The following is a 13,599-nucleotide window of genomic DNA, read 5'->3' as shown; positions in this document are numbered from 1 at the left end:
CTTATGCCTGTTTTTGCGCAAGGGCTAGCTGAATATCACGATAATATTCGTTATTAATCAGATACTTTTTCATAAGCAGCCCAACCGCAAGATGGAAAAGGGCCGGAATGAGCGTCATCATCAGCGCAATACCGGTGAGCGAACGCGCGCTCTGTTCAACGTCGGCCTGATAGCCAAAGTGGCTCAGCAGAAATCCCAGTACGCCCCCCGCGATCCCCATACCAAACTTCTGGAAGAAGAGGATGCCGCCAAACGCGAGGCCGGATACCCGCAGCCCGGTTTTCTTTTCGCCATAATCCACCGCTTCGGCGATAGAGGACCAGAACACCGGCATTTGCATATCGCAGAAGAAATTAATAAGAAAATAGAACGTAAATGCCAGGATAAGATTTTCACGCCCGACGAAGAAATACATCAGCGCGCTTAGTACAAAGGTAATAATCTGGGTGTAGCGGAACATCTTAATCTTATCCCAGAATTTAGTTATCCAGGTGGTGGCGATCATCGCCAGAATAGAGGCGACAACACCGGTAGTCAGAAAAGGTGAAATCAGGCTATCGCCGCCATTAAGATAATATTTGGCATAATAGGCCGCGACGGAACCGCGAATAACGTAACCGCACATCAGCAGTAAAATAACAACCCCAAGAATAATCCACTGATCGTTACGTAACAGATACTTAAACTGCTTCCCTACCGATAGCGAAGTAATTTCCGGCTCGCTACGTTCACGAGTGGTGAGAAAACAGAAGATAAACAGCAGGGCCCCCATCGCGCCCATTAGCCCCATAGAAAACTGGTAACCCAGGGCCTTGTTGCCCTGCCCAAGCCAGACGGCAAGCATCGGGACGACAATAGTCACCAGAAAAGCGGCAATTTTGGTCATCACAAAGCGATAGCCGTTTGCGCTTAGCCGTTCCACGGGATCGCTGGTAATCACGCCAATCATCGAGATATAGGGAATAGTGATAGCGGTATAGACCAGGGTCATCAGAATATAGGTGCCATAGGCCCACGCCAGCTTAGCCATATAAACCATATCAGGCGTGATAAACATTAAATAAACGGCGAAGCCAAAAGGGATGGCAAACCACAGCAGCCACGGGCGATAGCGTCCCCAGCGCGTATTCAGCTTATCGGTAAGGACGCCCATGGCCGGATCGATAATGGCATCGATCATCCGCACAACCACGAAAAGTACGCCAACATCAGCGGCGCTCAGGCCGTAGATATCGGTATAAAAATAGGCGAGAAGCAGCTGCATGGCGATGATCACAACGTTTATCGCCATATCTCCTGCGCCGAAGCCGATTTTTTCCACGATAGAAAGTTTCATGTTGATATTCCTTTACGCTTAGCCGCGCAAATAGAGGAAACAATTAATGATGTCACTACATGAAATAAAAACGTTTTTATAAATAAGCCGCCTGTCCGACACGCAATGGAGGCTATGAAGAGAGTGTAACCATCCTCAAAAAGATATAAAGGTATACCTTTATATCTTTTGATCGGTTTCACATATTTTTATGCACCCGATCCTACCCCGGCGTTAAACCGGGATAAGAATCAAGGAGATAATGAATGGCGGGAACGTAAAGAAAATTAACGGGATGTCAGAATGGCGCAGCTATGGTCCTGAACCTCTTCTGCCGATGCGCGATTCAGCGTCAGCAGGTTACGCTCGGTTGCCAGCAGCAGCAGCGAGCCGTCGCTCTGCTTCGCCATCGCCAGCGCGAAACGGCCCATATGGTCTCGCGCTTCCGGCACCTCTTCAGCCAGCATCAGGAACGGACTGCGCTGCGCCAGTTCGGTTTCGGTTACGCGGCGCGCCAGATATTCATGGCCCATGAGCCCACCGGGCAGCGGTAACCAGCGGCTGCTGATAGCGGCAGCCTGGCTATCCAGCTGATGGCGCACATCAGGTCGCAGGCAGGAGATATGAATATGGAAATGATTTTGCGTGCGTCCGCTGCGCGAGTTGATGGCCAGCGAGACCGCCTCATCCGGTACGGCAGAACCACGGTGCTGGCTCATGATTTCGCGTCCCTGCCAGGCCTGCCAGAAGAAGTTCGGCGTCAGCGGTTCAAGCAGCAGCGGGCTTTCAGTGCCGTTGATACGGTAGGTTGGCATCAGCAAATACTGCAGCGGGCCATTGCGGTCCTTAAACAGGACATAGCCGCCCTTCAGGTTCACTTCCGCGCAGGGCGCGGGATTGTGATTCTGCTGTTGATGAGGGACGCACTGTTGCAGAACAATGTGACGCAACGCGTCACGGTTGCCGGAATGAAGCCAGTAGTAGCCGCCAGCCATCGCCGCCACAACCACTACCACCAGCGCTAAAAAAAGGTGTCGTACTCTTCGCATTATTTTTTCCTGTCTCAGCCAGAAACGGAAGAGTAGCGCAGTTTGATGACCAAATGAAAACGAGAGGAGGTACGGTGAGTTTTGCCGGAAGCGGTGCTTAACGCGCCTGAGCGGGCTACCAGACTACTCTGCCCCGGGTCGCGGCTTATGCCTTACCCGGGCGACAAGAGTTGTCGCCCCGCTACGCGCAGCACGAGCGGGGATAAGGAGAGGCTATTTAACGCTGGTTGATCTGGTCAAAGGTGCCGCCGTTGGAGAAGTGCTCTTTCTGCGCTTTAGTCCAGCCGCCAAACACGTCATCGATGGTGAACAGCTTCAGTTTCGGGAACTCATCCGCGTATTTTTTCGCGATTTCAGGGTCACGCGGACGATAGAAGTTCTTCGCCGCAATCTCCTGGCCTTCCGGCGAGTAGAGATACTTCAGATATGCTTCCGCCACCTGGCGAGTGCCCTTTTTGTCGACCACTTTATCCACCACGGAAACGGTCGGCTCGGCCAGAATCGATTCGCTCGGGGTGACGATCTCGAATTTGTCTTTACCCAGTTCGTTGGTCGCCAGCAGGGCTTCGTTTTCCCAGGCAATCAGCACATCGCCGATCCCGCGTTCCACAAAGGTGTTGGTCGAACCGCGGGCGCCGGAATCCAGTACTTCGACGTTCTTAAACAGCGCTTTTACGAACTCCTGCGCCTTAGCCTGGTCACCGTTATTCTGGTGCAGGGCATAGCCCCAGGCCGCCAGATAGTTCCAGCGCGCGCCGCCGGAGCTTTTCGGGTTCGGGGTAATCACCGACACGCCCGGTTTGATCAGGTCGTTCCAGTCATGAATCTGCTTCGGGTTACCTTTACGTACGAGGAACACGATGGTTGAGGTATACGGCGCGGAGTTATCCGGCAGACGCTTCAGCCAGTTTTTGTCGATTCGTCCACGCTCGGCGATCGCATCGACGTCATAGGCCAGCGCAAGGGTCACCACATCGGCTTCAATGCCGTTGATCACCGAGGTCGCCTGTTTGCCGGAGCCGCCGTGTGACTGACGAATCACCACGTTGTCGCCGGTTTCTTGCTTCCAGTGCGCGCTGAAGGCTTTGTTGTACTGTTCGTACAGCTCGCGCGTCGGATCGTAAGAAACGTTTAATAGCTGAATGTCTTTTGCCAGAACGCTGGCGGATGCCAGCAACAGAGTTAACCCCACGCCCCACTTATTCATCGCACCGCTCTCTTTATGTAGTGTTGTGATGGATTAAGCGTGCCAGAAAGCAGACTGATGATTAAAGAATAAAAAAAGATTGGCTATAACTTGTGAGTATATAGAGCGAGGTGAGTTTGCCTCCTCCCGAACGGGAGGAGGCGGGAAGCATCAGACTTCTTCCATACGGCCCAGCAGCGCCTGCAGACGATCCTGCCAGCCCTGCTGCTGTTCTTTAAGCTGACCGTTTTCACGCTCAAGCTCTTCACGGCTATGCTGGGCGCTTTGTACTTCCTGCGCCAGCGTATTGTTCTTTTCTTTCAGCTCTTCGATTTCCATCTGTAACAGAGTGATGGTATCAATCGCCTGCTGAACTTTAGATTCTAATTTCTCAAACACTTCTAATGACATCGTCATACCTCTCCTGAACTTGCAAGGCGTTGATAGAAACCGTCCGTTTCGTATACGCGTTGACGCCTTAACGAAAATTAGCGCACTACAGTGGTGATGTAGTCGATTGTATGAAGCCCCGCCGCCCCTGTCCAGCGACAACCCGCGTAGATTGCGGTTTGCAACACTTTTCAGTCTTTACCTGGTCCGTTCGCCGCTTTTACCCGGTACTTTTTCGTAATTGTTAATCACCCCGTTAAAAAAATGAGCGGTGAAACGCTCCTGCAAATGACCGAACACGCGTTTATGGCGCGAAAACGCTCATTTTCTTGACGAGGCACACACATTTGAATTTCGATATTTCTCGTTTTTGTTCGTTAACGATAAATTAACACTATGCCTACATGGCAGCGTGGTCGCCTGCGACCTTCACACATACAATAATCATCACTTCGCTTCAGGATTCGATTATGAGCCAAACATCAACACTAAAAGGCCAGTGCATCGCAGAGTTCCTCGGTACCGGGTTGTTGATCTTTTTCGGCGTTGGGTGCGTCGCTGCGCTTAAGGTCGCGGGAGCCAGCTTCGGTCAGTGGGAAATCAGCATCATCTGGGGTCTGGGCGTCGCCATGGCGATTTACCTGACCGCAGGGGTTTCCGGTGCGCACCTTAACCCGGCGGTGACCATCGCGCTGTGGCTGTTCGCCTGCTTTGACGGTCGTAAAGTTGTTCCTTTTATCATTGCGCAATTCGCTGGCGCCTTTTGCGCTGCGGCTTTAGTTTACGGGCTTTATTACAATCTTTTCTTCGATTTCGAACATACCCACAATATGGTGCGCGGTAGCGTCGAAAGTCTTGAGCTGGCAGGTATTTTCTCTACCTATCCAAACCCGCATATCAATTTTGTGCAGGCCTTCGCGGTAGAAATGGTGATTACCGCTATCCTGATGGGCGTCATTCTGGCGCTGACCGATGATGGCAACGGCGTGCCGCGCGGCCCGCTGGCGCCGCTGCTGATTGGTCTGCTGATCGCCGTCATTGGCGCATCCATGGGCCCGCTGACCGGCTTCGCCATGAACCCGGCGCGTGATATCGGACCGAAAGCCTTCGCCTGGCTGGCAGGCTGGGGCAACGTCGCTTTCACCGGCGGCAAAGATATTCCTTATTTCCTGGTGCCGCTGTGTGCGCCAATCGTCGGTGCTGCGCTGGGCGCATTCTGCTACCGCAAGCTGATTGGCCGCCACCTGCCTTGCGACACCTGCGTCGTTGAAGAGAAAGAAGCCGCATCTCCCTCTACGACACAACACAAAGCTTCGCTGTAATCTGACTACGGGACTCATACTATGACCGACAAAAAATATATCGTAGCGCTCGACCAGGGCACCACCAGCTCCCGCGCCGTGGTAATGGATCACGATGCCAATATCGTCAGCGTCTCTCAGCGAGAATTCGAACAAATTTATCCGCGTCCAGGCTGGGTTGAGCACGACCCGATGGAAATCTGGGCATCGCAAAGCTCTACGCTGGTTGAAGTGCTGGCAAAGGCCGATATCAGTTCCGATGAAATCGCCGCGATCGGCATTACCAACCAGCGTGAAACCGCCATCGTGTGGGAGCGCGAAACCGGTAAGCCGATTTATAACGCCATCGTCTGGCAGTGCCGCCGTACCGCCGAGATCTGCGAACAGCTCAAGCGCGACGGCATGGAAGAGTACATCCGTAAGGCAACTGGCCTGGTGGTTGACCCCTACTTCTCCGGAACCAAAGTGAAGTGGATCCTTGACCACGTCGAAGGTGCGCGCGAGCGCGCAAAACGCGGCGAGCTGCTGTTCGGCACAGTAGACACCTGGCTTATCTGGAAAATGACCCAGGGACGCGTTCACGTTACCGACTACACCAACGCCTCGCGTACCATGCTGTTCAATATCCACGAACTGGACTGGGACGACAAAATGCTCGACGCGCTGGATATTCCGCGCGCCATGCTGCCGGAAGTGCGCAAATCTTCCGAAGTGTACGGCCAGACCAACATCGGCGGTAAGGGCGGCACGCGTATTCCGATCGCCGGCATCGCGGGCGACCAGCAGGCGGCGCTATTCGGCCAGCTGTGCGTTAAAGAGGGGATGGCGAAAAACACCTACGGCACCGGCTGCTTTATGCTGATGAATACCGGCGAGAAAGCGGTGGCATCAACGCACGGCCTGCTGACGACTATCGCCTGCGGCCCGCGCGGTGAAGTGAACTATGCGCTGGAAGGCGCGGTATTTATGGCGGGCGCCTCCATTCAGTGGCTGCGCGATGAGATGAAGCTGATTAGCGACGCGTTCGATTCCGAATATTTCGCCACCAAAGTGAAGGATACCAACGGCGTGTACGTGGTTCCGGCGTTTACCGGGCTCGGCGCGCCTTACTGGGACCCGTATGCCCGCGGGGCGATCTTCGGCCTGACCCGCGGCGTCAATTCCAACCATATTATTCGCGCCACGCTGGAATCGATCGCCTATCAGACCCGCGACGTGCTGGAAGCGATGCAGGCTGACTCCGGGATCCGTCTGCACGCCCTGCGCGTTGACGGCGGCGCGGTCGCCAACAACTTCCTGATGCAGTTCCAGTCCGATATTCTCGGCACCCGCGTAGAACGCCCGGAAGTCCGCGAAGTCACGGCGCTGGGCGCAGCCTATCTGGCCGGTCTGGCGGTGGGCTTCTGGCAGAATCTGGATGAGCTGCAGGAGAAAGCCGTGATCGAGCGCGAGTTCCGTCCGGGAATTGAAACCACCGAGCGTAACTATCGCTACAGCGGCTGGAAGAAGGCGGTAAAACGCGCGCTGGCGTGGGAAGAGCACGACGAAGCGTAAGATTGTTGAGGTATTCCCGGCTGGCGGCGTAAACGCCTTAGCCGGGATACAACCCGCAGACCGCACACCCCGTAGCCCGGCTAAGCGCAGCGCGAGCCGGCGAGAAGCCACGCCGAGTCATGAATCCCGGAGTATCCCCGGGTTGCGGCGTATACGCCTTACCTGGGCTACAGCCCGCAGACCGCATAATCCCGTAGCGCACCACCTCCGGGTTTTTATCAGCCAAATACCGGCAGCAGCAGATAGAGCTTAATCACCAGCGCGTTAACGATATCGATAAAGAACGCCCCCACCATCGGCACCACCAGAAACGCCATATGCGACGGACCGAAACGATCGGTAATCGCCTGCATATTGGCAATCGCCGTCGGCGTCGCGCCGAGGCCGAAACCACAGTGGCCGGCGGCCAGCACCGCGGCATCGTAGTTTTTACCCATCATTCGATAGGTCACAAACACCGCATACAGCGCCATTGCTATCGTCTGCACCGCCAGAATGGCAATCATCGGCAGCGCCAGCGACGCCAGCTCCCACAGCTTCAGGCTCATCAGAGCCATCGCCAGGAATAGCGACAAGCTGACGTTACCTAGCACCGACACCGCGCGGTCGAATACGCGGTACAGGCCAAGTGCTGACAGGCTATTGCTGAGGATAACGCCGATAAACAGCACGCAAACGAAGGTAGGCAGTTCGAATACGGTCCCCGCCAACAGTTGCGCAACGATCTTCCCTACCGTCAAACAGATGGCGATCAGTGCGATGCTCTCAATCAGCACCAGCGACGTGATCATGCGCCCCATATCCGGCTTTTCAAACGCGGTCGGCGCGAGCTGATCGTCCGGCGTGCCGTCCGGTGATGAAGAGTGTTTGACCAGATAGCGCGCCACCGGCCCGCCGATCAGGCCGCCAAGAACGAGACCGAAGGTTGCGCAAGCCATAGCCACTTCGGTGGCGTTGACAAAGCCATAGCGCTCAATAAACAGTTTACTCCACGCCGCGCCGGTACCGTGGCCGCCGGAAAGGGTAATCGAACCGGCCAGCAGCCCCATCAGCGGGTCGAGGCCCAGCAGCTTCGCCATGCCGATACCGAGGGCGTTTTGCAGCAGCAGCAGCCCCACCACCACGATCAGGAATGTCCCCACCACTTTGCCGCCAGAGCGCAGGCTGGCGAGGTTGGCATTCAGGCCGATAGTGGCGAAGAAAGCCAGCATCAGCGGGTCTTTCAGGCTCATATCGAAATCAATTTCGATATCCATGCTTTTCTTTAATACCAGCAGCGCCAGAGCGACCAGCAGACCGCCCGCCACGGGCTCAGGAATAGTGTATTTCTTCAGGAAAGGGACGGTTTGAACGAGTTTTCTACCTAGTAGCAACACTAATGTTGCGGCAACGAGCGTCGATAAGGTATCGAGATGAAACATAAAAAGAGCTCCTTATAGGCGCATGATCCATTCACACGCGACGAAATTCCCGGTGTCGATTGCTTCTCATCATGAGTAATCGGGAAGGGATTTTAAGCAGAAGTACGGAAAAAAGGACAGGAAAAGATATTTTGTAGGGATAATGATGCGATCAAGCATACAAAATGTTAATAAATATTTGACACCTATTCCCTGCATAAATATTTGCCGCTAAAGAGTGGCAAACGTTTGCTTTTGGTCTACAGTCCGATAAAATCCCCGCTTTGCCACCTTTGGGATTGTTGTGATGTCCGTTAACACCGCAGAATCAGAAAATGCGCAACCGGTTGCGCATAAGCAAACCAGCGAATTAATCTACCGCCTTGAAGACCGCCCGCCGCTACCGCAAACGCTGTTCGCCGCGTTCCAGCACCTGCTGGCGATGTTTGTCGCGGTTATCACTCCGGCGCTGTTAATTTGTCAGGCTCTGGGCCTCCCGGCTCAGGATACACAACACATCATCAGCATGTCCCTGTTCGCCTCCGGCGTGGCATCCATCATTCAAATTAAAGCCTGGGGCCCGGTGGGTTCTGGTCTGCTTTCGATTCAGGGCACCAGCTTTAACTTCGTCGCTCCGCTGATTATGGGCGGAACCGCGCTGAAAACCGGCGGCGCCGATGTTCCGACCATGATGGCCGCGTTGTTCGGCACCCTGATGCTGGCCAGCTGCACGGAGATGGTTCTCTCGCGCGTTCTGCATCTCGCCCGCCGCATAATCACTCCGCTGGTCTCCGGCGTAGTGGTAATGATTATCGGCCTGTCGCTGATTCAGGTTGGCCTGACCTCCATCGGCGGGGGCTATGCCGCCATGGCCGACCACACCTTCGGCGCGCCAAAAAACCTGCTGCTGGCGGGGATCGTGCTGGCGCTGATTATTATCCTTAACCGCCAGCGCAACCCGTATCTGCGCATCGCTTCGCTGGTTATCGCGATGGCGGCCGGATACCTGGCGGCATGGCTACTCGATATGCTGCCGACCAATACCGCACCGACGGAAAGCAGCCTGATTATGGTTCCCACGCCGCTGTACTACGGACTGGGCATCGACTGGAATCTGCTGCTGCCGCTGATGCTGGTGTTTATGATTACCTCGCTGGAAACCATCGGCGATATCACCGCCACCTCTGACGTTTCCGAGCAGCCGGTTTCCGGCCCGCTATATATGAAGCGTCTGAAGGGCGGCGTGCTGGCCAACGGTCTGAACTCGTTTGTTTCGGCGGTATTCAACACCTTCCCGAACTCCTGCTTTGGCCAGAACAACGGCGTGATTCAGTTGACCGGCGTCGCCAGCCGCTATGTTGGTTTTGTGGTCGCGCTGATGCTGATCGTGCTCGGCCTGTTCCCGGCGGTGAGCGGCTTCGTGCAGCATATTCCTGAGCCGGTGCTCGGCGGCGCAACGCTGGTGATGTTCGGCACCATTGCCGCCTCCGGCGTGCGTATCGTTTCCCGCGAGCCGCTGAACCGCCGCGCGATCCTGATTATCGCCCTGTCGCTGGCCGTCGGCCTTGGCGTTTCCCAGCAGCCGCTGATCCTGCAGTTCGCCCCTGACTGGCTGAAGAATCTGCTCTCCTCCGGTATCGCCGCCGGCGGTATCACGGCGATTGTTCTGAATCTGATTTTCCCGCCAGAGAAAAACTGATCCTCTCTGATGCTCCGGCCGCGCAACGTCGGCCGGAGCGCAAACATCATCAACCTCACATCATCTCATTACACAATTCCTGTCTTGAGGATTGCGCATAATTCGGGCATAACAGCCTTATGTGCCTCGCTCAGGATCGAAGATCATGAAATTTCTCAGAAAGCTGATTCTCTGGCTGCTGATTGCTCTGCTGGTGGTGATTATTGCCGCTTATTTCCTGCTGCAAACCCAGTGGGGAGGGCGTCAGGCCAGCGCCTGGCTAAGCGACGGTACCGGCTGGAAGGTCTCTTTCAACAAAATGGACCATAATTTCTCTTCGCCACTGCACCTGCAGTTGCAAAACGTCACCCTCGGTCGCGACGGCAAACCCGCCACGCTGGTGGCGCAAACCGTGGATATCGGATTTAGCAGCCGCCAGTTTAGCGACCCGCTGCATGCTGACGAAATCATTCTCAGCGACGGTACGCTAAACTTCTCCCCTTCTTCCGCAGCGCTGCCGTTCGCCGCCGATCGTCTCCGGTTGCGCAATATGGCGTTCAACAGCCCGGAGAGCGACTGGGATCTGAGCGCGCAGCGCGTCACCGGCGGCGTCAGCCCGTGGGCGCCGGAAGCGGGTAATGTGCTGGGCAAGAAAACGCAAATTCAGATGAGCGCCGGGTCGATGACGCTCAACGGTATTGAAGCCAGCAACGTGCTGATTCAGGGGAATATCGATAACGGCGAAGTGACGCTCTCGACCCTCGGGGCGGACGTCGCTCGCGGAACGCTCACCGGCACGGCGAAACGCAGCGCCGACGGCGGCTGGCAGGTCGATAATTTGCGCCTCAACGAGATCCGTCTGCAAAGCGATAAATCACTCGCCGACTTTTTCACGCCGCTGACCACCCTGCCCTCGCTGCAGATTGGCCGCCTTGACGTGACCGACGCCAGCCTGCAGGGGCCTGACTGGGCGATCGCTGGCCTCGACCTTAATCTGCGCAACCTGACCCTGAGCCGCGGCGACTGGCAAAGCCAGGATGGCACGCTGTCGATGAACGCCAACGAGTTTATTTACGGTTCGCTGCACTTCCTCGACCCAATCCTTAACGCCGGATTCTCCCCGCAGGGTATCGCGCTGCGCCAGTTCACCTCACGCTGGGAGGGCGGGATGGTGCGCACGTCCGGCAACTGGCTGCGCGCCGACCATGCCCTCGTGCTGGACGACACCGCGTTCGCCGGACTGGAATATACGCTGCCGACCAACTGGAAGCAGCTATGGATGGCGCCGCTTCCCGAGTGGCTGCAAAGCCTGACGCTGAGAAAGTTCAGCGCCAGCCGCAACCTCATTATCGATGTTGAACCGGCGTTCCCGTGGCAAATCACCGCGCTCGACGGCTACGGCGGCGAGCTGCAGCTGGTGAAAAACCGCAGCTGGGGCGTGTGGAACGGTAGCGCGACGCTGAACGCCGCCGCCGCGACCTTTAATCGTATTGATGTCCGCCGCCCGTCGCTGAAGCTGAGCGCCAATGCCTCAACGGTGAACGTTAACGAGCTCAGCGCCTTTACCGAGCGTGGGATCCTGCAAGCCACCGCGGCGGTGTCGCAGCTTCCGCAGCGTCAGGTCAACCTGAGCCTGAGCGGTCGCGGCGTGCCGCTAAATATTTTGCAGGCCTGGGGCTGGCCAGCGCTGCCGATATCCGGCGATGGTAATCTCCAGCTAACGGCGACCGGCAGCGTGCTGCCAGATGCGCCGCTGAAGCCAACCGTTAACGGTCAGCTCAGCGCAGTCAATATGGAGAAACAGCAGGTAGCGCAGGTCATGCGCAACGGTGAAGTTACCAGCGCTCAGGCTCCTTCTGCTCCGATAATTTCTACCCCCTAGTTTCCCCTCACCCTAACCCTCTCCCCGCCGGGGAGGGGGAACCGCCCTCTGCACTCTTTATTTTTTATGCCCACACCGATCGACCCCCTCTCCCTTTCAGGGAGAGGTTTGGGGTGAGGGTCATATAATATCCTTAATGGTGAAACCTGTTGCCATTTAGCGGCTATTTGTACCTATTTTCCGCAACCTGTTCCTTTCAAATAGCGGACTTGCTATAACAAAAATACTGGAAGCGAAAAAAATAATTAAAGTCCCTGAACCTACAAAAATAAAGGAACGACCATGTCTGTAATACGTCAACGTATTCTGGAGAATATGCAAAAATTCTCCAGAGCAATGATCGGTGCAGTATTGTTCTTGCCGGTCATCGGCTTAATTTTGGCACTCAGCTCAGTCTTAACCAACCCAACATTAATTTCGGAGACCAGCTTTTTACACCAGCTTGGACAGCTACTCGGCGATACCTTCTGGCCTTTATTCGGCAATCTGGGATTACTCTTTTGCGTCGGCATCAGCTATGGCCTGGCAAAAGATAAAAAAACCGAAGTCGCGCTGGTTTCAGTGATGTGTTTTATTATGTTTCTTGGCGCTAACCACTCCTGGCTGGAGCATACTCACGGCCTGGCGGAAAAAATTAACGGCGAATATTACGGCACCGGGCAAACCCAACTGCTGGGCTTTGTGGTGGTCGATATGGGGGTTTTCCTCGGCATTATTCTCGGCTGCACCATCGCCTGGGTGCATAACAAAGTATCGACTATTGAGCTACCCGGCGCGCTCTCCATGTACGGCGGGGCCAAGCTGACGCTGGTGGCGATGACGCCGGTCATCATTTTCTACGCCATCGCTTTTACCTGGATCTGGCCGTTTATGACCCACGGCATCGCGGCGCTGACCGGCTTTATGAAAAACGCCGGCGTGGCGGGGGTCTTCGTTTACGGCTTCTTTGAAAAATTCCTCATCCCCACCGGCCTGCACCACTTCGTCTGGTCGCCGTTCCAGCTCACGCAAATCGGCGGCACGCTGAACGTCGACGGGCAGATAGTCTCCGGAACCCAGGCGATTTTCCTCGCCTATATGCGTCACCCGGATCTGACGCCGGTGATGAACGAGGCGCTGCGTTTCTCACAGCAGGGGATGACCACCATCTTCGGCCTGGCCGGCGCCTCGCTGGCGTTCTACCATACGGCGAAACCGGAGAAAAAAATGATGGCTAAAGCGATTCTGCTACCGGCCATTATCACTTCCATGCTCACCGGTATCACCGAGCCGATTGAGTTTACCTTTCTGTTCGTTTCCCCGCTGCTGTGGGTGATCCATGCTACCTTAACCGCAGCTTCGCAGGCGATTTGCGACATCTTTACCGTCCGTCCGTGGGGTGCCTCGGGGCTGATTGAGTTTCTGATTTACAACCTGCCGCTGCCGGTCGCCCTGACCCGCTGGCCCGGCTACGTGCTCATCGGGATCGGCCAGTTCGCCGTCTACTACGTTATCTTCCGCACGCTGGTCGTTAAGTTGAATCTCAAAACGCCGGGCCGTGAAGACGATGAAAACGTGAAGTTATATAGCAAAGCTGATTATCGTAAAAAAATGGGCGAACCGCAGTCGGTGACCAACGAGATTATTAATGGCTTAGGCGGCAAAGCGAATATTATTTCCGTCGACAACTGTTTTACCCGCCTGCGCGTCGCTATTCACAATATGGATTTAGTTGATGATGCAATATTAAAAAGCACCGGTGCAAACGGCGTAGTACGAAATCGAAATGAAGTTCAGGTTATTTACGGCGTCAAAGTGGGACAGGTCCGTTCCCGGGTTGATAGCTGGCTAGCAGAAAATTAATT

General features: G+C 55.4%; 10 protein-coding genes. 5 read left to right on the top strand and 5 right to left on the bottom strand.

Annotated elements, in window-relative coordinates:
• Window position 1: 1 nt before the first annotated feature.
• From ABLV11_RS20255 to zapB, 4 genes are all read right to left on the bottom strand, one after another.
• Window positions 2-1,336, bottom strand: a complete 1,335-nt coding sequence (locus tag ABLV11_RS20255; protein ID WP_017145229.1) for an MFS transporter — start codon at window positions 1,334-1,336, stop codon at window positions 2-4.
• 266 nt (window positions 1,337-1,602) lie between these two features.
• Complete coding sequence (locus tag ABLV11_RS20250) at window positions 1,603-2,364, bottom strand: CDP-diacylglycerol diphosphatase (protein WP_017145228.1); 762 nt, start codon at window positions 2,362-2,364, stop codon at window positions 1,603-1,605.
• A 217-nt stretch (window positions 2,365-2,581) separates the two neighbouring features.
• The gene (locus ABLV11_RS20245; protein WP_004106966.1) at window positions 2,582-3,571 is read right to left on the bottom strand and encodes a sulfate ABC transporter substrate-binding protein; all 990 of its coding nucleotides are present in this window, start codon (window positions 3,569-3,571) and stop codon (window positions 2,582-2,584) included.
• Between the two features lie 150 nt (window positions 3,572-3,721).
• Complete coding sequence (gene zapB / locus ABLV11_RS20240) at window positions 3,722-3,967, bottom strand: septal ring assembly protein ZapB (RefSeq protein ID WP_009652751.1); 246 nt, start codon at window positions 3,965-3,967, stop codon at window positions 3,722-3,724.
• 443 nt (window positions 3,968-4,410) lie between these two features.
• On the opposite strand from zapB, the gene ABLV11_RS20235 reads away from it, so the two are divergent.
• Together ABLV11_RS20235 and glpK are read left to right on the top strand one after the other, a co-directional pair.
• On the top strand, window positions 4,411-5,262 hold the full coding sequence (locus tag ABLV11_RS20235; protein ID WP_004106970.1) for an MIP/aquaporin family protein: 852 nt from the start codon (window positions 4,411-4,413) through the stop codon (window positions 5,260-5,262).
• A 21-nt stretch (window positions 5,263-5,283) separates the two neighbouring features.
• Window positions 5,284-6,795: a glycerol kinase GlpK gene (gene glpK, locus ABLV11_RS20230; RefSeq protein ID WP_004106971.1), complete on the top strand. Its 1,512-nt coding sequence runs from the start codon at window positions 5,284-5,286 to the stop codon at window positions 6,793-6,795.
• 218 nt (window positions 6,796-7,013) lie between these two features.
• Here glpK and gltS read toward each other — a convergent pair whose 3' ends face one another.
• Window positions 7,014-8,216 (bottom strand): sodium/glutamate symporter, encoded by a 1,203-nt coding sequence (gene gltS, locus ABLV11_RS20225; RefSeq protein WP_004116504.1) that lies wholly within the window; start codon window positions 8,214-8,216, stop codon window positions 7,014-7,016.
• A gap of 286 nt (window positions 8,217-8,502) precedes the next feature.
• Between gltS and ABLV11_RS20220 the strand changes: the two genes are divergently transcribed.
• The 3 genes from ABLV11_RS20220 (at window position 8,503) to ABLV11_RS20210 (ending at window position 13,597) form a co-directional block, all read left to right on the top strand.
• Complete coding sequence (locus ABLV11_RS20220) at window positions 8,503-9,894, top strand: uracil-xanthine permease family protein (protein WP_004106976.1); 1,392 nt, start codon at window positions 8,503-8,505, stop codon at window positions 9,892-9,894.
• 145 nt (window positions 9,895-10,039) lie between these two features.
• Window positions 10,040-11,755 (top strand): AsmA family protein, encoded by a 1,716-nt coding sequence (locus tag ABLV11_RS20215; RefSeq protein WP_224330012.1) that lies wholly within the window; start codon window positions 10,040-10,042, stop codon window positions 11,753-11,755.
• A gap of 282 nt (window positions 11,756-12,037) precedes the next feature.
• On the top strand, window positions 12,038-13,597 hold the full coding sequence (locus tag ABLV11_RS20210) for a PTS transporter subunit EIIC (protein WP_004106980.1): 1,560 nt from the start codon (window positions 12,038-12,040) through the stop codon (window positions 13,595-13,597).
• Window positions 13,598-13,599: the final 2 nt, after the last annotated feature.

It is taken from the genome of Klebsiella sp. GW_Kp181, assembly GCF_040062315.1.
GTDB classification, from domain to species: Bacteria; Pseudomonadota; Gammaproteobacteria; order Enterobacterales; family Enterobacteriaceae; genus Klebsiella; species Klebsiella oxytoca.
Note: the sequence above shows the minus strand (reverse complement) of the source record. Positions and strands in the feature narration are given on the sequence as shown.

Bases quoted from the DNA above. Each gene is read 5' to 3' on its own strand.
- ABLV11_RS20255 (WP_017145229.1), bottom strand. From the start codon at position 1,336: ATGAAACTTTCTATCGTGGAAAAAATCGGCTTCGGCGCAGGAGATATG.
- ABLV11_RS20250 (WP_017145228.1), bottom strand. From the start codon at position 2,364: ATGCGAAGAGTACGACACCTTTTTTTAGCGCTGGTGGTAGTGGTTGTG.
- ABLV11_RS20245 (WP_004106966.1), bottom strand. From the start codon at position 3,571: ATGAATAAGTGGGGCGTGGGGTTAACTCTGTTGCTGGCATCCGCCAGC.
- zapB (WP_009652751.1), bottom strand. From the start codon at position 3,967: ATGACGATGTCATTAGAAGTGTTTGAGAAATTAGAATCTAAAGTTCAG.
- ABLV11_RS20235 (WP_004106970.1), top strand. From the start codon at position 4,411: ATGAGCCAAACATCAACACTAAAAGGCCAGTGCATCGCAGAGTTCCTC.
- glpK (WP_004106971.1), top strand. From the start codon at position 5,284: ATGACCGACAAAAAATATATCGTAGCGCTCGACCAGGGCACCACCAGC.
- gltS (WP_004116504.1), bottom strand. From the start codon at position 8,216: ATGTTTCATCTCGATACCTTATCGACGCTCGTTGCCGCAACATTAGTG.
- ABLV11_RS20220 (WP_004106976.1), top strand. From the start codon at position 8,503: ATGTCCGTTAACACCGCAGAATCAGAAAATGCGCAACCGGTTGCGCAT.
- ABLV11_RS20215 (WP_224330012.1), top strand. From the start codon at position 10,040: ATGAAATTTCTCAGAAAGCTGATTCTCTGGCTGCTGATTGCTCTGCTG.
- ABLV11_RS20210 (WP_004106980.1), top strand. From the start codon at position 12,038: ATGTCTGTAATACGTCAACGTATTCTGGAGAATATGCAAAAATTCTCC.